This is a genomic window from Flammeovirga yaeyamensis (genome assembly GCF_018736045.1).
GTDB classification, from domain to species: Bacteria; Bacteroidota; Bacteroidia; order Cytophagales; family Flammeovirgaceae; genus Flammeovirga; species Flammeovirga yaeyamensis.
The window spans coordinates 2870290-2891025 of record NZ_CP076132.1 but is presented as its reverse complement, the minus strand read 5'-3'; the positions used below and the strand labels follow the sequence as shown (position 1 = coordinate 2891025).

21 protein-coding genes are annotated in these 20736 nt (G+C 33.3%); 15 read left to right on the top strand and 6 right to left on the bottom strand.

The window, feature by feature from the left end:
• Nucleotides 1–58: 58 nt before the first annotated feature.
• A complete protein-coding gene (locus KMW28_RS11390; RefSeq protein WP_084005774.1) occupies nucleotides 59–2077 on the top strand; it encodes a tetratricopeptide repeat protein in 2019 nt (672 codons plus the stop codon).
• 62 nt (nucleotides 2078–2139) lie between these two features.
• On the opposite strand, the gene KMW28_RS11385 is transcribed toward KMW28_RS11390, so the two are convergent.
• Nucleotides 2140–2703: an AP2/ERF family transcription factor gene (locus KMW28_RS11385; RefSeq protein ID WP_169663314.1), complete on the bottom strand. Its 564-nt coding sequence runs from the start codon at nucleotides 2701–2703 to the stop codon at nucleotides 2140–2142.
• A gap of 44 nt (nucleotides 2704–2747) precedes the next feature.
• Nucleotides 2748–3140: a hypothetical protein gene (locus KMW28_RS11380; protein ID WP_169663315.1), complete on the bottom strand. Its 393-nt coding sequence runs from the start codon at nucleotides 3138–3140 to the stop codon at nucleotides 2748–2750.
• Between the two features lie 224 nt (nucleotides 3141–3364).
• Between KMW28_RS11380 and KMW28_RS11375 the strand changes: the two genes are divergently transcribed.
• The 4 genes from KMW28_RS11375 to KMW28_RS11360 all read left to right on the top strand — a co-directional run bounded on the left by KMW28_RS11375 (nucleotide 3365) and on the right by KMW28_RS11360 (nucleotide 8451).
• Nucleotides 3365–3640 carry a DUF2061 domain-containing protein gene (locus KMW28_RS11375; protein WP_066207097.1) on the top strand — a complete coding sequence of 92 codons (276 nt, stop codon included), beginning with the start codon at nucleotides 3365–3367 and terminating at the stop codon, nucleotides 3638–3640.
• 82 nt (nucleotides 3641–3722) lie between these two features.
• Nucleotides 3723–7268: a caspase family protein gene (locus KMW28_RS11370; RefSeq protein ID WP_169663316.1), complete on the top strand. Its 3546-nt coding sequence runs from the start codon at nucleotides 3723–3725 to the stop codon at nucleotides 7266–7268.
• Nucleotides 7269–7850, top strand: coding sequence for a Maf family protein (locus KMW28_RS11365; RefSeq protein ID WP_169663317.1), 582 nt, complete (start codon nucleotides 7269–7271; stop codon nucleotides 7848–7850).
• A 1-nt stretch (nucleotide 7851) separates the two neighbouring features.
• Nucleotides 7852–8451 carry a DUF445 domain-containing protein gene (locus KMW28_RS11360; protein WP_169663318.1) on the top strand — a complete coding sequence of 200 codons (600 nt, stop codon included), beginning with the start codon at nucleotides 7852–7854 and terminating at the stop codon, nucleotides 8449–8451.
• Between the two features lie 60 nt (nucleotides 8452–8511).
• Here the strand turns inward: KMW28_RS11360 and KMW28_RS11355 are convergent, their stop codons facing one another.
• Nucleotides 8512–8760 (bottom strand): hypothetical protein, encoded by a 249-nt coding sequence (locus tag KMW28_RS11355; RefSeq protein WP_169663319.1) that lies wholly within the window; start codon nucleotides 8758–8760, stop codon nucleotides 8512–8514.
• 170 nt (nucleotides 8761–8930) lie between these two features.
• On the opposite strand from KMW28_RS11355, the gene KMW28_RS11350 reads away from it, so the two are divergent.
• The 4 genes from KMW28_RS11350 (at nucleotide 8931) to KMW28_RS11335 (ending at nucleotide 11548) form a co-directional block, all read left to right on the top strand.
• Complete coding sequence (locus KMW28_RS11350) at nucleotides 8931–9623, top strand: pseudouridine synthase (protein WP_169663320.1); 693 nt, start codon at nucleotides 8931–8933, stop codon at nucleotides 9621–9623.
• The gene (locus tag KMW28_RS11345; protein ID WP_169663321.1) at nucleotides 9616–10467 is read left to right on the top strand and encodes a CvfB family protein; all 852 of its coding nucleotides are present in this window, start codon (nucleotides 9616–9618) and stop codon (nucleotides 10465–10467) included. Before KMW28_RS11350 ends, KMW28_RS11345 begins: the two co-directional genes overlap by 8 nt.
• Nucleotides 10468–10572: 105 nt before the next feature.
• Entirely contained in the window at nucleotides 10573–11151 is a 579-nt protein-coding gene (locus KMW28_RS11340; protein ID WP_066207129.1) for a SiaB family protein kinase, read from the top strand.
• Between the two features lie 10 nt (nucleotides 11152–11161).
• Entirely contained in the window at nucleotides 11162–11548 is a 387-nt protein-coding gene (locus KMW28_RS11335) for a DUF1987 domain-containing protein (protein WP_066207131.1), read from the top strand.
• A gap of 69 nt (nucleotides 11549–11617) precedes the next feature.
• Here the strand turns inward: KMW28_RS11335 and KMW28_RS11330 are convergent, their stop codons facing one another.
• Entirely contained in the window at nucleotides 11618–12961 is a 1344-nt protein-coding gene (locus KMW28_RS11330) for a hypothetical protein (protein WP_169663322.1), read from the bottom strand.
• A 271-nt stretch (nucleotides 12962–13232) separates the two neighbouring features.
• Between KMW28_RS11330 and KMW28_RS11325 the strand changes: the two genes are divergently transcribed.
• Nucleotides 13233–14258, top strand: a complete 1026-nt coding sequence (locus KMW28_RS11325) for a rod shape-determining protein (protein WP_044222098.1) — start codon at nucleotides 13233–13235, stop codon at nucleotides 14256–14258.
• A gap of 78 nt (nucleotides 14259–14336) precedes the next feature.
• On the opposite strand, the gene KMW28_RS11320 is transcribed toward KMW28_RS11325, so the two are convergent.
• Nucleotides 14337–15368, bottom strand: a complete 1032-nt coding sequence (locus KMW28_RS11320) for a guanosine monophosphate reductase (protein ID WP_066207140.1) — start codon at nucleotides 15366–15368, stop codon at nucleotides 14337–14339.
• Between the two features lie 93 nt (nucleotides 15369–15461).
• On the opposite strand from KMW28_RS11320, the gene KMW28_RS11315 reads away from it, so the two are divergent.
• The 4 genes from KMW28_RS11315 to rplI all read left to right on the top strand — a co-directional run bounded on the left by KMW28_RS11315 (nucleotide 15462) and on the right by rplI (nucleotide 17663).
• Nucleotides 15462–16436, top strand: a complete 975-nt coding sequence (locus KMW28_RS11315; protein WP_169663323.1) for a CobW family GTP-binding protein — start codon at nucleotides 15462–15464, stop codon at nucleotides 16434–16436.
• 126 nt (nucleotides 16437–16562) lie between these two features.
• On the top strand, nucleotides 16563–16931 hold the full coding sequence (gene rpsF / locus KMW28_RS11310) for a 30S ribosomal protein S6 (protein WP_169663324.1): 369 nt from the start codon (nucleotides 16563–16565) through the stop codon (nucleotides 16929–16931).
• Nucleotides 16931–17185, top strand: a complete 255-nt coding sequence (gene rpsR / locus KMW28_RS11305; protein WP_066207153.1) for a 30S ribosomal protein S18 — start codon at nucleotides 16931–16933, stop codon at nucleotides 17183–17185. The genes rpsF and rpsR overlap by 1 nt, the downstream gene beginning before the upstream one ends.
• 34 nt (nucleotides 17186–17219) lie before the next feature.
• Nucleotides 17220–17663, top strand: a complete 444-nt coding sequence (gene rplI, locus KMW28_RS11300) for a 50S ribosomal protein L9 (protein WP_169663325.1) — start codon at nucleotides 17220–17222, stop codon at nucleotides 17661–17663.
• 136 nt (nucleotides 17664–17799) lie between these two features.
• Here rplI and KMW28_RS11295 read toward each other — a convergent pair whose 3' ends face one another.
• Nucleotides 17800–19416, bottom strand: coding sequence for an acyl-CoA carboxylase subunit beta (locus KMW28_RS11295; RefSeq protein ID WP_169663326.1), 1617 nt, complete (start codon nucleotides 19414–19416; stop codon nucleotides 17800–17802).
• A gap of 326 nt (nucleotides 19417–19742) precedes the next feature.
• Here KMW28_RS11295 and KMW28_RS11290 point away from each other — a divergent pair, with 326 nt between their 5' ends.
• Entirely contained in the window at nucleotides 19743–20723 is a 981-nt protein-coding gene (locus tag KMW28_RS11290; protein ID WP_169663327.1) for an isoaspartyl peptidase/L-asparaginase family protein, read from the top strand.
• The last annotated feature ends 13 nt before the right edge of the window (nucleotides 20724–20736 follow it).

Below are 20736 nucleotides of genomic sequence, written 5' to 3'. Positions count from 1 at the left end.
GAAGCTAGTTCATATATTGGACTAGCTTTTTTTGACTAACAATTTTTAAACGCCGTACATGAGGTTAATATTTTTTATACTGTTCATAACAACAACATTATCCTACGCTTTAAGTAATCCTAAAAGTTCTTATCAAGTACCCAAATTCGATAGTTTAATGAGGGTGTTTGAAAAACAAGAAATTTCAGATTCTTTGAGAATAAACGCTGCTCTTCAATTATCATGGTTAAATAGAAATATTTCACCTGACAATGCTTTTCTTTATGCCAAAATATCAGAAGATTTAAGTAGAAGGAATAATTTGATTTTTGAGGAAATTAGAGGTATTTCTTATCAAGGTATCGCGTTGAGAAATAAAGGTGAATACCAAAGAGCAATGCAGTTATTTTTAACGGCTTTAGAAAAAGCAACAAAAATTGATTCTAAAGAAGATCAAGCCTACGCACATATAAATATAGCCAGTGTAAATATCTATCAAGAAAATTTTGACGAAGCAACAGTTCATCTAGAATTAGCAGAAGTAATTGCTAATATCTTAAAGGATAAAAGGATTCTAGCCTACATTGATACGAATTATGGACGTGTATATCAAGGGTCAGAACTATTTAATAAAGCAGTGTTTTGTTTTAAGGAAGCTTTATTAAAAAGGGAAGAAATGGATGATAACTATGGTCAGATAGTTTCATATGCTGATATAGGGAAGGTGTATTTAGAAATGGGGCAAATCGAAAAAGCTTTAGAGTATTTACAAGCATCGTTATTATTAAATGAAAAAAACTTACATGATGCCGATAATATGGTAAGTACACTTACAGATATTGCGGTGATTTATAGAGAGAAGCAAGATTATCAGAAGGCTAACTTTTTTGGTACTAAAGCAGCAAACATTTCAGTAGAATCTGGTCTTAAACATATGGCGTTAAATGCGTTTATTGAACTGAAAAATATAGAAAGACTCAGAGGGAGATTCAAAAAAGCTTTAGAGTATGACGATAAAATTGAAATCTACAAGGATTCGGTATTTAGTGAGGAAGTAAGAATGAAACTAGCCGAAATGAATGTTAGGTACCTTGTTGAACAACGTGTAAAGGAAAATGAAATTCTTAAAAAGGATAAAGAGATTAACGAAATCATGTTACAAAGGCAGACGATTATCCTATTTTCTGCAGTCGTACTGATTATTATTTTAGTCTTGTTTGTCTATTTCTTATTTATTGAGAATAAAAATAAGAAGGTTGTTAATCATAAGCTTCAAAACCAAAAAGGAGAGTTGGAACTACAATCTATAGAAATACAGAGAATTAATTCTTTACTAAAAGAGAAATCTCAAGACATGATGGATTCTATTAACTATGCGAAAGGAATTCAAAGTGCTATTCTTCCAAATTGGTCTAATGTAAAACAGTTGATTCCAAATTCATATGTTTATTTCAATCCAAGAGATATTGTTTCAGGAGATTTTTATTGGTTTAAACAAGTATCTCTACATCAAGGTATATTGATTGCTGCAGATTGTACGGGGCATGGCGTTCCAGGAGGATTTATGAGTATGGTTGGTGAAACAGCTTTGGAATATATTGTTGATTCTCAGAAAATTTTTGAACCTGCGGATATTTTAGCGGAACTACATGCCCGATTATCGAGTATGCTTAGTCAAAAAAAATCGGGTAATATGGATGGGATGGAAATAGGAATTTGTTTAATTGATACTTATCAAAATATAATCAAATTTTCTGGTGCAGGAATGAGTATGACAATTGTTGAAAATGAAGGACATGAAATAGTAAAAGGTAATCAAAGAGGAGTTGGAGGTGTTTATTCATTTTCTACTTCTTCTACACATACATTCGAATTCGATAACTCAAAAATGTTCTTCCTGTATTCTGATGGTTATGCTGATCAATTTGGTGGACCTAAAGGGAAAAAATTGAAAAGCCCTAACTTCAGAAAAATCTTAGAAGCTTGTTATCAATTACCTGTTAAGGACCAAAAGAAATTTTTGTCAACACAGTTTGATGCTTGGAAAGGAGATGAGGATCAGGTAGACGATGTTATGGTAATTGGATTTACTGCTTAAAAAAAAGAGAAGCACTAAGGCTTCTCATGTAAGTAGTAGTTAGAATATATTGGGAAAAATCCTTAATAATCTTGTTGTTCCTCAGTTGGAATATTTTTGATTTTATTTAGGTTTCTAGTTTTCCCAAATAGTTCAATTGATTTTGTGTTATAGGCTAAAGCAGCTTCTTCAGCAGTTTTAAATGAGCCTATAAATATTGGCTTGCGATCTTTGTAAATCACAGCTTTATATCGATTCTTTTCTTTTAATACACCTATATATCCTGTTCTATTAACTGTAGATCTTGTGTTTCTTTTTATTTCAGAACGATTCGCATACTTTAAATTTTTTATCCTGCAATCTAATCGGTTGCCATTAATGATTCTGATTAAATTTGTGTTCTTTTCTTCACTTTTTTCTAAAAAATTCTCCGCAATATATTTGTGGAGATAAATCGTATCAGTCTTGTATTTGCCATTCGTTTGTTTCCACGATTTTTGAAATACAGCTCTACCTGAAGAATGCTCTCTTAAATTGTATATAAAATCTATACTTTTTAAGTAAGGATTGTTGCTTAAGTGTTCGTAAACGAAATCGTCAACGACTACTTGATTAGGAGAGTTCTTTAACTGAATTTTTATAAGCATGATAGTAGTGATATTATTTTGAAGTAAAACTATCCGTTGATAGATTACACTTCATTTGTTATAGCTTTGTTCGAATTTTTTCTTTTAAGCTTTATTTCTGAATTTTTTATTTTCAATTTTGCTGCTTCATGTTTCTTCTTACCCATTCTCCAATAACGGTTTGCAATATTAACTACTTCATCTTTTCTTCTAGAGGAAATAGAGTACAGACCATTTAACTGTTTTTCACCAAGTTTAGATATGGTTAAATCCGAGGCATGTTTATAATCCAATTCTTGAAGCTTTTCTGCCATTTTTTTTATGATAAAAGCTTCTTTCAAAGGGTCATTTTCTCGTAAAAGTTGATTTCGATAACTCATCAAACTTCCTAAAATTAAACCATAGTCCTTAGTACCTAACACACGTACTTCGCCAGGGTAATTCTTTCTTTTTCTCATTAGTAGAAGAGATTGTAGCAATTATAACGAATAGATTGTTTTGTTTATCAATTGTTAATTAAAGCAAATACATTGAATTATACAATTATTTCAAAATAAATTTCTATATAAATGATAAAATATGTTTTTCTTATCGTTCCATATTTTGGTTTTAATAAAGTAATGATTATTATTGCCCTATTAAATTGGTAGACTAAAGAGGTAATTGAATAAATTAATCTTACATGTTAGCAGATAAATTAATAGAACGAAAACTAAAGGTTCAACGAAATAAAGAATTAGAAGCTGAGAAATCAGGTCTTCGTAAGCAACCTAAATGGGTAAGTGTCGCTAAATCAGTGTCATGGAGGGCCGTTGGTACCATAGATACAATGGTGATATCTTATTTCATTACAGGAGAGTTAACCTTGGCTATTTCAATAGGCTCGATAGAAGTTTTCTCGAAAATGATACTTTATTATTTTCATGAAAGACTATGGGAAAAATTCACTAAAAAATAAGACAAATGATAGATATCATGTATATTTACTTACACTTAGTAAATTATTTATGCTATCTGACATAAAATATAAGATAAAATTAATGAGGCTTGTAATTTGCATAAGCCTCTTTTTTTGTATCCAGACTACTTATGCTCAAAGCGATATTACCCTTACTTTTTCACAAGGACATTTAGGAGGAGTAACCGCTTTAGACATTTCTAATAATGGGAATGTAGTCGTTTCTGCAGGAGAAGACCGTTTAATAAAAATATGGGATGTAGGTCAAGAACGTCTATTAAGGTCTATCTATGCCCATGATATTGGCATCACAGATGTTTCAATTTCGAAAAATAGCAAATACATTGTTTCCTCAGGTTTAGATCACACTATAAAAATCTGGTCTGTTGATAATGGTGAACTTCTAGCAAAACTTACCCAATTACAAGAAACTGTTCAAGAAGTTAGATTCGATAACCGTAAAGTAATCTACATAAATTCCATTGGAGATATCTTTCATTGGGATTGGGATTCTGATAATGAAAACTCTGCTTATCATTGGAATAAAGGCATGGCCAATGGTATTTCCCGTTTTATTCCCATGAACAATTCTAATAATGTATTCATTGGGAATTTTAAAGGAGAGGTGCAATTATGGAATACGAGTAGTAAAAAACTTAAAAAGTCTCATCAATTACATTCAGACTGGGTTTCTGGAATGGTTTACATTAAATCCTATAAATATTTAGTGAGCGGAAGTTGGGATGGTTCATTAGCTGTTTGGGATGTTCAAAATGATTCAATTCTACAAAAGATCAACCTCAAAGATGCTTCAGGGATCAAAGATTTGTGTTACTCTGAAGAAAATAATATGCTTATCATTACCTCGATGGGAAATCATGCATATTATTATCAAATATCGGAAGGGAATCTTAAGCAATTAAGCCGATTTAAAAGGTCTGGTGTTTCTGATACAGCTTTTAATGCCAATGGAGAAATTGGTGTTATTTCCTATTTAAATGGTGAAATAGAAATGTGGGATGTAAAGAATATTAAATTGTTAAGCTCGTGGAAGCCAATTACTTCAAGTGCTAAACGATTCAATATTTCTTCTACCAGCGGAGATATTGCTGTCGCATCAAATTTAGGAGAGATCAAACTGTGGGAATTTGGTAGTAGAAGTGATTTAATCAATTGGAAAGCACACACTAATGAGATTGTCGGTTTAGATTATCTAGCAAATGGTAATCTCGTGAGTTGTTCTACAGATTCTACGATTAAGATTTGGAATAAAAATAATCATTATACTTTATTGAATTCGTTTCATCATGAAGCTGCAATTCATTCCGCTGTAATGATTGGTAATAATATGCTGATTGCTGATGAGCATGAAGATGTGTTTATTGTAGATCTTAAAAACTGGTCGTTAGAAAAGATCTACTCTTCTTACAATAAAATCATGTCAATTTGTGTGAAAGATGATTTCTCAGAAGTTGTACTTGCTTTTAATAATAGAAAAATTGGTGTTCTGAATCTTAATAATCGACAGTTGTCTTATATTCCTGTTACAGATTGGACCATAAAATCAATTAAATATAACCATAAAGGCGACCGTCTTTTAATAGGCGGTAAACATCAATTGAACCTTTTAGAAACTGAAAATTTCACAGTTTTAAAAACATTGGATGTTGCAAGTCAAGTATTGGATGCTACCTTTTCTATTGATGATGAATACATTCTAGTAGGAGAAGAGAATGGAAAATTACGTTCTTTTAAAAATGACTTATCCGATGAAATCTATCAATACCATCAAAACCACAACAATATAGAGCAGGTGATTGACTTTCCAGGAAAAGATGTTTTTATCACTTTATCCAATAATTTTAGTATTCATATTTGGGATCTAACATCGCCTAATAAGTACGGAGGTGTTTATACAAATGGGGAGTCAGGTTGGATGGTCGAACACTATTCTGGTTTGTTCGATGCTTCAGAATCGAATATGGATGATTTGTATTATGTTGCAGATCGTGAGATTATCGATATTAGTCAATTACAGAATATGTACTGGGAACCCGGTCTTGGGGTGAAGTTATTTAAAGGTGATGCTTTAAGAGAGGTACCACTGTTAAATAGTATATCATTATTTCCTCAAGCGAGTCTTCATAAAAGAGGAAATAAATTAGTGATTGATGTGATAGATAGAGGTGGAGGTATTGGTAAAGTCGGTATCCTTGTCAATGGAAAAGAAGTGATGGATGATATTTCTGATTATAAAACAACAATTAAACAATTGTCATTTATAAACGGAAAGCAAAAAGAAAGATATCTCGTACCTATTGATAGTATTGGTTATTTATTTACGAGTGACCATTTAAATGATATCACAGTAATTGTCGAAAATAATGAAGGAACTCTTAATGGAAGGGGACTAACCATCAAACATAGAGACAATAGTACAACGGCAATACCTAATTTTTATGGAATTGTTATAGGAGTTTCCGATTACAGAGGGACAACATTGGATTTGAAATACGCAACTAAAGATGCCATTTCTATTTCAAATACAATTCAAAAATCAGCAGGTGAACTGTTTGGAGAAAATAAGGTTACCATAGAGACGTTTACAACTGATGCTGAAAACGAACAATATCAACCAACAAAGCAAAATATCAAAAACTCATTCGATTCTTTGAGTACTTTAATGACACCATCTGATGTCTTGTTTATATTTATGGCAGGGCACGGAATGTCTAAAAAATTCAAAGACGGAGAAGAAGACTTTTTCTTTTTAACAAAAGACATGATTACTGCCGATATTGATGATCAGGAAATAAGAGAAAAGTACTGTATTTCTGGAAAAGAGTGGTTGGACTGGATGAAGAAAATGCCGGTAACCAGACAAGTGTTTATTATGGATGCATGTAATGCTGGTCAATTTGCAGAGACTATTTTGGCGGTCAGAAATATTGATGATGAATCTGTGAGATTAAGAGCTTTAGAAAGAGTAAGGAATAGATCTGGGATGTACTTACTAGCGGGAGCATCAGCTGATAAGTTAAGCTATGAATCATCTCTTTATGGACAAGGGTTATTGACTTATGCTATTTTAGATTACTTCAAAACCGGAAATTTAAGAAAAGGGGAATTTGTTGATGTACAAATGCTTTTTGGAAATGCTGTAGATGAGGTGCCTAGATTAGCAGAAAGGTTTGGAGCGAGTCAGCAACCCGAAATGAGGATTCCAAACGGAGGAGACAGTTTTGATATTGGTCGGGTGACTGAAATAGTAAAAGATCAGATTAGATTGAACAGCAATCTGCCGAGAATTCGCTATACACAATTTGAGGAAGAAACTACATGGCTTGATAATTTAGAGATATCTCAGAAAATAAATAAACGACTTTTAGCAAAATCAGAAAGTCAGAATAATAGAAATACACCTTTTATATTTAGTCCTTACGCTCAAGGTGATAATGTTTATCAATTGAAAGGGAAATATAGTCAAGTGGAAGAAGGTGTTCAGTTAACAGTCAGGTTGTTAGAAAATCAGCAGTTAAAACATGAATTTGAAATTACAGATCAAGATGAGCAAAAGTTATTAGATAGCGTTATCTTTGAAATTGTATCTTATTTTAAAAGTATTTAAATGATTGATTTAAGTAAGTATAAAATTATTTTGGCATCAAATTCTCCAAGACGAGCAGAATTGTTGGCCGGTTTAGATATTAAATTCAATAAAGAAGTTAGGGAAGTAGATGAAACGTTTCCAGATAACCTCGAAAGTCATTTAGTAGCAGAACATATTGCTCACTTAAAAGCAAAAGCATTTGATGATTTAGATGATGATATCATTGTCATATTTTCTGATACAGTTGTTGTCGTTGATGGAAAGGTTTTAGGGAAACCCAAAGATCAATTGGAAGCAAAAGAAATGTTGGAATCATTATCCGATGGTAAGCATCAAGTATATTCTGCGGTCGTGATTAAAAAGGGAAATAAGACCTATTCATTTACTGATAAGGCTGATGTTTATTTTAATGCAATATCAGAAGAGGAAATAGATTATTATGTAGAATCTAGAAAGCCATTTGATAAAGCAGGAGCATATGGAATTCAAGAATGGATTGGAATGGCTTTCATTCAAAAAATTAATGGATCTTATTTTACCGTCATGGGTTTGCCAACAGCACAACTTTATTCAGAACTTAAAAAAATAATTACGTTATAATATGAATTATTTAGTGTGGTCCTTTCCCTTAATATCTGCGGGAATAGGTTGGATAACTAATTATGTGGCTATCAAGATGCTTTTTCATCCTAGAAAACCAATTAATCTAGGATTATTTAAGTTACATGGAGTATTTCCTAGAAGAAAAGAAACATTAGCAAGAAGGTTGGGAGTGATTGTCGAAAAAGATCTTTTTACCCCAGACATGATTGTAGAGAAGTTAAATACAGAGGAAAATAAGTCGAAACTCAGAGAAAGCATCATGAAAAGAATCAATGAGTTTGTCGATGAGAAGGCCGTTCAGTTTGGTCCTATGCTACAAATGTTTGGAGGGGATGCAATTATTGATCAAATCCGTAATGGGATGGAAAAATCTGTGGATGAGATGATTCCTAAATTAATGGAGGATATAGGAAATAATATTGGTTCCATCAGTATAGAACAAGTCGTTTATGAGAAAGTAATGGACTTTTCTGATGAGAAATTTGAAGACCTTCTGATGGCAGTAATTAAATCGGAATTGAGATTTATTGAAATAATGGGAGCTGTTCTAGGCTTTTTAATTGGTTTAGTTCAAGTGGCTTTACTTACATTATTCTAAAAATAGGTAAAAAAGAAAAATGGCTCTGTGCAAGCACAAGAGCCATTTTTATGTCGTCGTTTATTTTTTCTTTTTAGGGATGAAGATCGTCATGTCCTCATCGACTTTTATCGTTTTTTCAAACTGACCAACAGTTGTGTTTTGTTGTGGTTGTTGAAAATTACTTTGTTGTTGAAAGTTTCTTGCTTGTTCTTTTTGAAGTTTCATCAATCTCTTCGCCAGAATATTCATCAGAAATTTAATAATCACTTTTGAATATGTTTTGAAAAGAAAACCAAGTACAAGAATTACTAATAATATTTTTAACATATTTGCTTAGTTACAATTACTCTGTTGTTTAGGTATAATAAGATCTTTTCTTTTATTGCTCATAGAATACCTACTATATTTGTTCTTTATGCAAATATAGTTACTTAATTGATACGTTCAATTGTACTATTTAGTTTTGATATATCAACTTCTTTATATCTTTTTAATAAATGTTAGAAATTTTATTTCAGGATGAACATTTCGTAGCCATAAATAAACCTTCTGGTTTGATGGTTCACCCTTCAGAAATTACTGGTAGAGATGAAGAATTTGCTATATTTCAATTAAGGGATCAAATTAAACAACATGTTTTTCCATGTCATAGGCTAGATCGGGCAACCTCTGGAGTTTTGATTTTTGCTTTATCATCAGAAGCAAGTGCAAAATTTCAAAATCTAAACAATGAAAAGGGAGAAGTTGAGAAGTTGTATGTTTCTTTAGTAAGGGGACACCTTAATGAAGAGAAAATGTGCGAAAAGGATATAAAAAATAGGTACGATAAAGTGTACAAATCGGCCAAAACCTATATTAAACCTTTACAAAAAGTGGAGTTAGATATTCCAGTTGGTAATTACAAAACAGCACGTTATACACTAGTTCAATCAAGACCCTTCACAGGGAAAACACATCAAATAAGATTGCATTTAAGAGGAGAGAACCATCCAATAATTGGAGACAGAAGGTATGGCGATCATCGTCATAACAATATGTTTCTAGAGAAATTTAAATTGGATAGATTATGGTTGCATTCTACTTCATATACTTTTAAACACCCATTCATGGAAGAACAATTAAGTATTAAAGCTCCTCTGCCAAAAGATTTTAAAGAAATATTACAAAAAATAGAAATTAATTATGAGTAAGTTACTCGTTGGACAATACAATGAATTAGAGGTAGCAAGAATTACGGATTTTGGCTATTTCTTAACACACGAAGAAGGTGATGTCTTTCTACCTATTAGATTAGCAAACGAAGAATTAAAAGTAGGAGAATATACCACAGTTTTTATTTACACGGATAGTGAAAGAAGGTGGGTAGGTACTCATGAAAAACCAAATGGTATAGTTGGAGAGTTTGTGACTTTAGAGTGTAAAGACACCAACAAAAATGGAGCATTTTTGGATTGGGGAATATCAAAAGACCTATTTGTTCCGTTTTCTGAACAATCTGCAACCATGCAGATGAGGAAAAAACGAAAATATACCGTTTATATCGATTTAGATAGGAAAACGGGAAGGGTTTTTGCTAGTACAAAACTGAATAAATTTTTATCAAATAATACTTCCAATTTCGAAGAACAACAAGAAGTGTTTATGTATATTGCACAAGAAGTTGAACTTGGCTACGAGTGTATTGTAAATAGAAAATGGTTGGGATTGCTATACAAAAATCAAATTTTTGGTGAAGTAAAAATGGGTAAAGTTCAAAAAGGCTTTATTTCCAAAATACGTCCTGATGGAAAACTAGATCTTACACTTACAAAACCTGGTTACAGTGAGGGCGATATTGATAAAAAAGCTAAATCTTTATTGATGTTAATTAAGAAGAAAGGTGGATTTATCCCTTTCAATGATAAAACTCATCCGAACGAGATCAAGAAAGAATTTAGAATGAGTAAGAAGCAGTTCAAGTTGTTATTAGGTTATTTATATAAACTAGGAGTAATAAGATTTACTCAAGAAGGAACTGAACTTGTCGACTTTTAATTTTTTAAAAAAAATTTTTTTAGTATATCATTTTTGTATTATAACTTATCTTGAATAAATTGTACTTATTATTCTCATAAGTTAAAAAATGAGGACTTGACAAAATTGGATAACACTATTATTGAAGTGCATTCAGAAGTAAATTCTCTATATGAAAAGTTAAAAGGTAGAAATGGCCAAGAGCTATTCGCCTTTAAAGGCATCATGAATGATGACGTATTAGGAGAAATTCTGAGCCGAGTAGAAGATACATTATCTGAGCATGAGTCGTTAATGAAACTGCAAAGAAGAATTAATGTTATTGCTGTAGAGATCCTTCAAAATATATTTCATCATTTTGAAGGGATTGATTCTAAAACCGTCTTAGAACCACCATCTAATATTGTATTGTTTCTCTTATCTAAGGATAAGGATGCTTATTACATTGTTGCAGGCAATTATGTGCCTATTGAGACAGCTAACTTTCTTAAAGAAAGAATTGATTCCATTAATGAGCTAACCGTTGAAGAGCTGAAAAAACGCTACAGAAAGGTATTAAGCAATGGAGACTTTTCGGAACAAGGGGGTGCAGGTCTTGGTATCATTGATATTGCTAGAAAATCGGGTCAAAAACTTGACTATGAATTCTCTAGTACCAATGAAACTCATTCCTTTTTTACCATTAAAGTAAGCGTACCAATTTAACAGCACAACGATGAAAGATTTTTTAAAAAAAGATACACCTAAGACTCCTCTCATACAAATGGAATATGAAAGTGGTCACTTCTTAATATCAGGAAGATCAATTCCTGAAAATTCCATCGAATTCTATAAACCCTTATTCGAATGGATGGATGAATACAATACTAAACCTCAAAATAAAACAGTTTTTGATGTTAGGTTAGAGTATTTCAATACAAGTTCTTCAAAATGTCTAGTCGAAGTTTTTAGAAAATTAGAGCTTCTTAAAGCGAGTGGACATGATGTCGAAGTAAATTGGTATTATGAAGAAGATGATGAAGATATGCAAGAATCTGGTGAGGATTTTAAAGAAGTCATCAAACTTCCTATTCATATGCACATTCTAGAAGAAGACGAGTAAAAAATATATTGAGAGGGTAGATTACCCTCTTTTTTTATATTCAAAAAAAGCCCCAAGAAGGGGCTTTACTTATATTTTAGGATCGTTAGTGATCGCTGTTTGTATCAAGTCATCTACAAACTTTTTGGCATTTTTAGGTAAGGAAAGTACTAATTTCCCAGATTGATATGCTGGGAGTTGATCAAATAGTTTTTCTATTTTATCAAGTTCTTGACGATCGAGTTTAAATTTATATCTTTTGCTTTCAAATGATTTCTTATTTCTAAATACTGCAGTAAGTAAATCAAATTGTTCATCAGAAAATATCAATTCGCCAATACCATGTCCCATGGTTTCTACTTCATTGCGTTCAATCTGATCCATTAAGAAAAAGACTTCAACATCTAATTTAGTTTCAGAAGAATGATCTTCTTCAGTCAAGAATTGATTTTCATATACCATAAATATATGAGATACTAATTCTTGTTGGGATTCAGAGAAATATCGTTTGACATCTTCCCAGTTGATTTCTTCTTCGAATGCCTGTTTTAGGGATTGTAATTGTTTTTTGTTGTATTTAGAATCACCAACCTTCACAAAATCTTTTTCACTAAATACAGCATTTAACAACTTAATTTCTGCCTGAGAAAAATTGCTATCAGCAAAGATGGAAGAATCGTTATGGTTAACAGACGAGCTGTTCTCAATCTCATACAATTCTTTAATAGTAAAAGTGTGGAACTCAGAAGGTTCTTCTTCGTTCAAGTGAGAACATTTTTCAAGAATATTTAAAATGAAATTCTCTTGATCTAATGTTAGTGGTGTATTTTCTGGGTACTCAAGAGTTGTAATGATCTCTCTGATATAATCCAGTTGTGCGAGATCAAAAGTTAGGTTACCAATAGTAACTTGTTTTTTGTTCTTTGTTTCATCTTCATGAATAATGGATAATAGCTTGAATTCATCATCAGTTAATGTAGTAGATGACGATAAGTCATTATCACCGAATTCTCTCTCGATTTCATTCATCATGAATAAAACAGAGATATTTTTAAGAGAATCAATAAGTTCCCAACGATTATCATCTTTAAATTCCCAATCTGTTTCTACTTCATTAAGCTTTTCTAAAATGGGCTTCAGAAAGTCTTTTTGGTCATTATCAAGCGATAGATTATCAAACAAAGTATTGAAAGAAGATCTATTTTTTTCACTTAAATCAATAGTGTCTAATTGTTTTTTGATAACTGATGATTGCTCATCAGAGAAAGAAGGGAATTTACTCGTATCCGCCTGATCAAAAACATCATAGATAGATTTTAAAAACTCGTACTCATTGATGCTGAAAATAAAATCATCAGCCACAGGAGTGATGTTGTGAGCTACTAAATCTAAACGATCATTTTTTTCTAAATCATAAAGTTCTTGAAGACGCATTCTAATATTTTTTTATTGAATTCAGTTTACAACTTCAATAATACTTAATTTATAGTGATATTACATAGTAAATTTCCAAAACAGATGTAAAAAATAAGGTGTTATTTTGACAAGTGCTTTCTTATTAATAGATGTTTTCGTTGATTTGCAAAGTTAAAGTTTAAAGTGAGGCGATTATTGTCAAAATTGGTATAGTTTTGACACTACTCTTTTTAAAATAAACTTCTTTTATTTCACACACAGAACTGATAGCAAATAATATAATATATATATGGGATTGTTTGATTTCTTCTCTAGCGATTTAGCCATTGATTTAGGCACAGCCAATACCCTGATAATCCAAAAAGACAAGGTAGTGGTGGATGAGCCCTCAATAATTGCATTGGATCGTCAGAATGGAAAAGTAATTGCCGTTGGTAAAAAGGCAATGCAAATGCACGAAAAAACCCACGAAAATATCCGTACGATTCGCCCATTAAGAGACGGTGTAATTGCCGATTTCCATGCAGCTGAACAAATGATACGTGGTTTAATCAGAATGATTAACGAGGGGAAAAGATTTTTTACTCCTTCACACAGAATGGTAATTTGTATTCCTTCAGGTATTACTGAGGTAGAAAAACGTGCCGTTCGAGATTCAGCAGAACATGCTGGAGCTAAAGAAGTTTATATGATTCCTGAGCCAATTGCTGCTGCTATCGGTATTGGTATTAATATAGAACAGCCAGTGGGTAGTATGATCGTTGATATCGGAGGTGGTACAACAGAGATTGCTGTTATTGCTTTATCTGGTATTGTAGGTGATCAATCGATCCGTACTGCAGGTGATGTATTTACAAGAGATATTCTTGATTATATGCGTCGTCAGCATAACCTTTTAATTGGTGAGCGTTCTGCAGAGAAAATTAAAGTAGAAGTTGGTTCTGCTTTAACTGAATTGGATGAAGAAATCGAGCCATTCGAAGTGAGAGGTCGTGATTTAATGACAGGTATTCCTAAAGTAATCACAGTAACTTATTCTGAAGTGGCTTATGCTATCGATAAATCGATCTCTAAGATTGAAGAAGCGGTATTAAGAGCATTGGAGACAGCTCCACCAGAATTATCAGCTGATATCTACGATAGAGGTATTCACTTAACAGGTGGAGGTGCTTTATTAAGAGGACTTGATAAGCGTCTTTCAATGAAGACAAAATTACCAGTTCACGTTGCAGATGATCCATTAAGAGCAGTTGTTCGTGGTACAGGTAAAGCCTTAAAAGAATTGGACGAATTCAAAGCAGTACTAATGACTTAGTACTCGAATAAGAGATAAAAAATTAGCCTCATCAATTTAATTATTGATGAGGCTTTTATATTGATGACTACTTTGTGATTATCTCACACCGTGTGCCTTCGATTCATATAAACCTGAAGTCGTCATTTCTACAAATTCTACTTCGCCTTTCATAGCAGCGATTGTAGTTGTACCATTATAAGTCATACCAGAGGCTAAACCACCTAAATATTTCTTGATAATTGGCTCAACAGGACCTTTGTAAGGAACAAGTGTCTTTTCACCTTCCACAGAAATTACTTCTCTAGACTTTTTGTTGTCTTTCTTTAATTTACTGATGGCCGCATCAAAAGATGCCATACCTCTATATGTTTTAAATTTTCCTTCTGAAGTAGTGATCAATTCACCTGGCGCTTCGTCAGTTCCTGAAACGATAGAACCTACCATCACATTGTCCGCGCCAACACCAATTGCCTTTACAATATCACCAGGTTGTTTGATACCACCATCAGCGCAAATAGGAATTCTATCACCAACAGCTTGGTAAACATCATCTATTGCTGTTAATTGAGGAACACCACAACCTGTCATGATACGTGTAGTACACATAGAACCAGGTCCGATACCAACTTTCAATGCGTCAGCTCCCCACTCAAGGAAATCTACTGCTGCATCTCTAGTGGCAATGTTACCCACCATTACATCAATTTGAGGGTAATTCTTTTTAATGAATAATAAAGTCTCTTTGGTCATTTCTGAGTGACCATGAGCAATATCCAAAACAATAATATCAACTTTGGCTTCGGCTAAAGCAGCTAACCTTTCTTCGTAATCTTTAATCCCTAAAGCAGCAGCACAAAGTAATCCTTCTGATTTAACTCTTCTAACTTCGTCAGCTTGTTCTTCTATGGTAAGGAATCGGTGTAAAACGCCTAATCCGCCTAATCTACCTACTGCAATACACATCTCTGATTCACAGACTGTATCCATATTAGCGATTAAGATAGGTATTTCAATTGAATGATTTTTGGTTACCTTTGTAGTGAATTTAACATCTCTACGAGATTTAATTGTGTTGTACTTGGGTACTATAAGTACATCATCGAAACTATATGCTTTTCTGATTTTCATACTGACTTATTTAACTGTAATTTTTAAAACACAAAACAGACAAATATAAGATATACGGTAATACGTGCCGAATTTATTTTGTGAATAAATACTATGGAGAAGAAAATAGGAGTGACAATATTAACTGGCTTCTTGGGAGCAGGTAAAACAACTTTTCTAAACAATTTAATTCAAAAATACCCGAATACAAAGTTTGCGGTAATCGAAAATGAGTTTGGAGAAGTAAATATAGATTCAGATTTAGTTGTTGATAATCAAGAAGGTGTGTTCGAATTGTCAAACGGCTGTATCTGTTGTAATCTAAATGGGGAGTTGAGAGAGGTTTTAAGAAATCTCTTGAACTGTGGTAAAGATATTGATCATTTAATCGTAGAAACGACAGGGATTGCAGAACCTGATGGGGTAGCGGCAGCTTTTGTGGGTGACCCAGGCATTTCTAGATTATTTGAAATTAACGCCACTATCGGATTAATTGATGTTCAAAACTTTGAATTTGCCATCAACAATCATCCTGTAGCTATGAAACAGATTAGCTTTTCAGATTATTTAGTTTTCACTAAATGTGACTTAGCTACAGAAGAAGAAATCAAGAAAGTAAAATTTCAAGCAAAATTTATCAATCCTCTAGCACAAGTTGGACAGGTTTCAAAAGGTGAGGTGATAGAAAAAGATGTGATCAACTTAAAGGCGTACTCTGCAGAGAAAGTGATTGAAAGAGCTAGTTTTGTTGCTCATGATCATAATCATCAGCATGGTGATGTAGTCTCTCATTCATTTACATTTAAAGGATTGGTTGATCCTGTGAAATTAGAAATGTGGTTGAGTGTTCTTTTTAATCTACAGTTTGAAGTCATCTATAGATTTAAAGGCATCTTTAATATTAAGGGTGAAGATCATAAAGTAGTGATTCAAGGAGTTAGAAATGAATCTAAAATCGAAATTGGATCACTTTGGGAAGGGCATGAAGAGAGATTAAATAGAATTGTAATTATTGGGAAATCTATCAAGAGGGCACCAATTGAGAAGAAAATTAAATCAATCCTTGCTCCAGATTCAGTTGTATTGTAAATTCTTGTTAAGTCAAGAGAAGAATAATAATATTTGTTGGTATTCAAAATTAAAATTTATACTTTTGCAAACCCGAATTGTGTTCGGGGTTTGAAATTTTGAGTAAATCAAAAATTTTTATTAAAAATGGCAATTAAGCATTATGAAGTAGTCTTCATCGTGACACCAGTTTTGTCCGATTCCGAAACCACGGAGACTATTGCTAAATTTGAAAATCATCTGAAAGAGGCAAGTGCAGACGTGTATCATTCAGAGGATATGGGACTTAGAAAGTTAGCGTACCCGATTCAAAAGAAATCTTCGGGTCACTATCACCTGTTTGAATTCAAAGCAGATCCATCTATCATCGCTAAATTCGAAGTAGAATTAAAGCGTGATGAAAACGTTTTACGTTTCTTAACTGTGTCTTTAGATAAGCACGGTGTTAACTTCAACGAAAGAAGAAGAAACGGCGAATGGTCAAAAAAATCTGAAACTGAAGAAAAATCAGCATAATGAGTCTCCAAAACGAACCTATCAACAGAAGACAAGAGCGTACTAAAAAGTACTGCCGCTTCACAAAGTACGGTGTAAAATACATCGATTATAAGGATCCTGAATTCTTATTAAAATTCTTAAATGAGCAAGGTAAAATTTTACCTCGTCGTATTACAGGTAACTCGCAAAAATTCCAAAAGAAAATTGCTACATCTGTAAAACGTGCTCGTCAACTTGCTCTTCTACCTTACGTAGCAGACGGTTTAAAGTAATCTTAATTTTAGATATTAAAAATTTATCCTTATCATGGAAGTAATTTTGAAAACAGATATCAAAGGTTTAGGTTACAAAAACGACATTGTTTCCGTTAAACCTGGATATGGTAGAAACTACTTGATCCCTCAAAACTTCGCTATCTTAGCTACTGAAGCTAACATTAGCATGAGAAACGAGGAAATCAAGCAAGCAGCTCACAAATTAGAAAAAGTGAAGCAAGATGCTGAAGAGTTGGCAGCTAAAATTGGCGACTTGAAATTAACTCTTTCTGCTAAAGCAGGTGAGAGTGGTAAAATATTTGGTGCAGTTACTCCATTGCAAGTTTCTGACGCTTTGAAAGCTCAAGGTTTTGATATTGACCGTAAGCGTATTGGTTTCAACTCTGAAATCCGTATGGTTGGTGAATACACTGCAACACTTGATCTTCACAAAGAAGTTCAGCACGAAATTGCTTTAGAAGTAGTTACTGCATAATTAAAGTTTAAGAATTTACTGCCGTTAGGCAGCAATCTTATCACTTTGAGTTTTTTCCTTAAGAGGCTTTCATAACTTCGGTTATGAAAGCCTCTTTCGGTTTTAAACAATTCTGTTTGGGATCCCAAACAAAAAACTAGGTTTGAATTACTCCTAATGTATAGGGCTGATCATTTACTTTTTGATTAGCCGCTTCAATACCTGTAGAAATATATTTCCGTGTTTCTTCAGGAAGAATAATCTCATCTACCCATAATCGAGCAGCAGCATAGTAGGGTGACAACTGTTCGTCATATTTATCTTTGATTTCATCAAATAGCGATTTTTCCTCTGCTTCACTTAACACTTTACCCTGACTTTTCAATGAAGATAATTTGATTTGTAAAAGGGTAGTAGCAGCTGATTTTCCAGACATCACTGCAATTTTTGATGTTGGCCAAGCCAACATTAATCGTGGATCATAAGCTTTACCACACATTGCATAATTACCTGCTCCATAAGAATTGCCTATTACCAAAGAGAATTTTGGAACCACAGAATTACTCATGGCATTGACCATTTTGGCCCCATCTTTTATAATGCCTCCGTGTTCAGATCTTGATCCAACCATAAAGCCAGTGACATCATGAATAAATAAAAGCGGGATTTTCTTTTGGTTACAATTCATGATAAACCGAGCAGCCTTGTCTGCTGCATCCGAGTAGATTACTCCACCCATTTGCATTTCACCTTTCTTATTCTTGACTATCGTCCTTTGATTCGCGACAATTCCAACAGCCCAACCTTCTATTCTAGCATAACCACAAAGCATGGATTGACCGTAACCTTCTTTATATTGTTCAAATATAGATTCGTCGACCAAACGCTCAATAATTTCAATCATATTGTAGGGTTTAGTTCGGTCTTCCGGAAAAACACTTTCAAGATCATCAAGTGATTTGTTAGGTAACAGGGCTTCTTTCTTATTAAAATTAGAAAAAGGTGAATGCCCCATTTTATCTACTAAATCTTTTATTTGTTGAAGACAAGCCTCATCATTTTCACATTTATAATCGGTCACTCCAGATATTTCACAATGTGTTGTTGCACCACCAAGTGTTTCATTATCAATAGATTCTCCAATAGCCGATTTTACCAAATAAGAACCAGCAAGGAATACAGATCCTGTGCCATCGACAATTAAAGCTTCATCACTCATAATTGGTAAATAAGCACCTCCGGCAACACAACTGCCCATTATTGCAGCAATTTGAGGGATACCTTGAGCAGACATCACAGCATTATTTCTAAAAATTCTACCAAAATGTTCTTTATCAGGGAAAATTTCATCTTGCATAGGTAAATACACCCCGGCACTATCTACTAGATAAATGATTGGAATGTTGTTTTCAATAGCAATTTCTTGTGCTCTTAAATTCTTCTTTCCAGTTAGTGGAAACCAAGCACCAGCTTTCACAGTGGCATCGTTTGCTACGATTACACATAATCTGTTGCTGACTTTCCCTAGTTTAACAACAACTCCTGCTGAAGGACAACCACCGTGCTCTTCGTACATATTGTAAGCGGTAAACGTACCAATTTCTATAGCATCATTAGGTTGATCTAATAAAAGATCAACACGCTCTCTTGCAGTTAATTTGCCTTTTGATTTGTGTTTAGCAATCTTTTTCTCACCTCCTCCAAGAAATGTGTTTTCTCGTTTAGATTGAAGTTGGTGAAAAAGTGTGTTTAAAGTGGACGAAGTTGAATTCATACAGTGTTTATTGGTTAATATTCATATTCTGATATCTATTTTATCAAGTAGGTTAGTATTTGATATACATTAAAATCAGAATAGTAATAAAATGTTTTTGGTCTTACATAAGTTAGCAGGATATTATTAAATCGACAAATCCTACGTCTAATATGTTTTGCATTGTTAGAATTTGAGATCCGAACGCTTCATAAACTTGCACGATATTGTTAATAATTATGATTTGTTTTAGCTTGTTTGTGCGTTTTTATGCGTATATCTGCTTGAATGTGTATTTTTGACACGTCAAGATCACACATTAACTATATTCAATCGATACCTATATTATGCGTAGCAGAAGAGACTTTTTGAAGTTTTCGGCGTTAACATCGGCAGCTTTGTTAACCCCTCAATTATCTACAATATCTTTCGCAGGAAAAAGAAAAGGAAACAAGCCAGTAATGATTTCAACATGGAATCACGGATTTGGGGCAAATGAAGCAGGATGGAAAATCTTAGGAGAAGGTGGAGCCGCTTTAGATGCTGTAGAAGCTGGAGTTAGAGTTCCTGAAGGTGATCCTAACGAAAGAAGTGTTGGATATGGTGGATTACCCGATAGAGAAGGAAAAGTGACATTGGATGCATGTATCATGAATCATGCCTACGAATGTGGTGCTGTTGCCTTTTTACAGGATATTAAACACCCAATTTCTGTAGCAAGATTAGTGATGGAAAAAACGCCTCACGCTATGATTGTAGGGAAAGGTGCAAAGCAATTTGCATTGGAAAATGGTTTTAAAGAAGAAAACCTTCTTACAGAAAAATCAGAAGCAGATTGGAAAGAATGGTTGAAAAAATCAGAATATAAGCCTGTAATTAACATCGAAAATCACGATACAATTGGAGCTTTAGCTTTAGATGCAAAAGGCAATTTAGCAGGTGCTTGTACTACATCAGGTGCTGCTTATAAGATGCATGGTAGAGTGGGTGATTCTCCTTTGATTGGAGCTGGTTTATTTGTGGATGGTGAAATTGGAGCTGCATGTGCAACAGGTTTAGGTGAAGCAGTTATCAGAACAGCAGGTTCAGCAATGGTAGTTGAACAAATGCGTAATGGTAAATCGCCTGCAGAAGCTTGTGAGATTGTTGTGAAAAGAATCATCAAGACGCATCAAAATAAATTAGAGAATCTACAAGTAGGATTCTTGGCATTAAATAAAGACGGAGAGTACGGAGGGTACAGTATCCGTAACGGTTTCAACTTTGCTGTTGTAGATAGTAAAGATGGAAATAGAATGGAAGATTCTCCATTTAAAATGGAATGGTAAATAATAAATGACC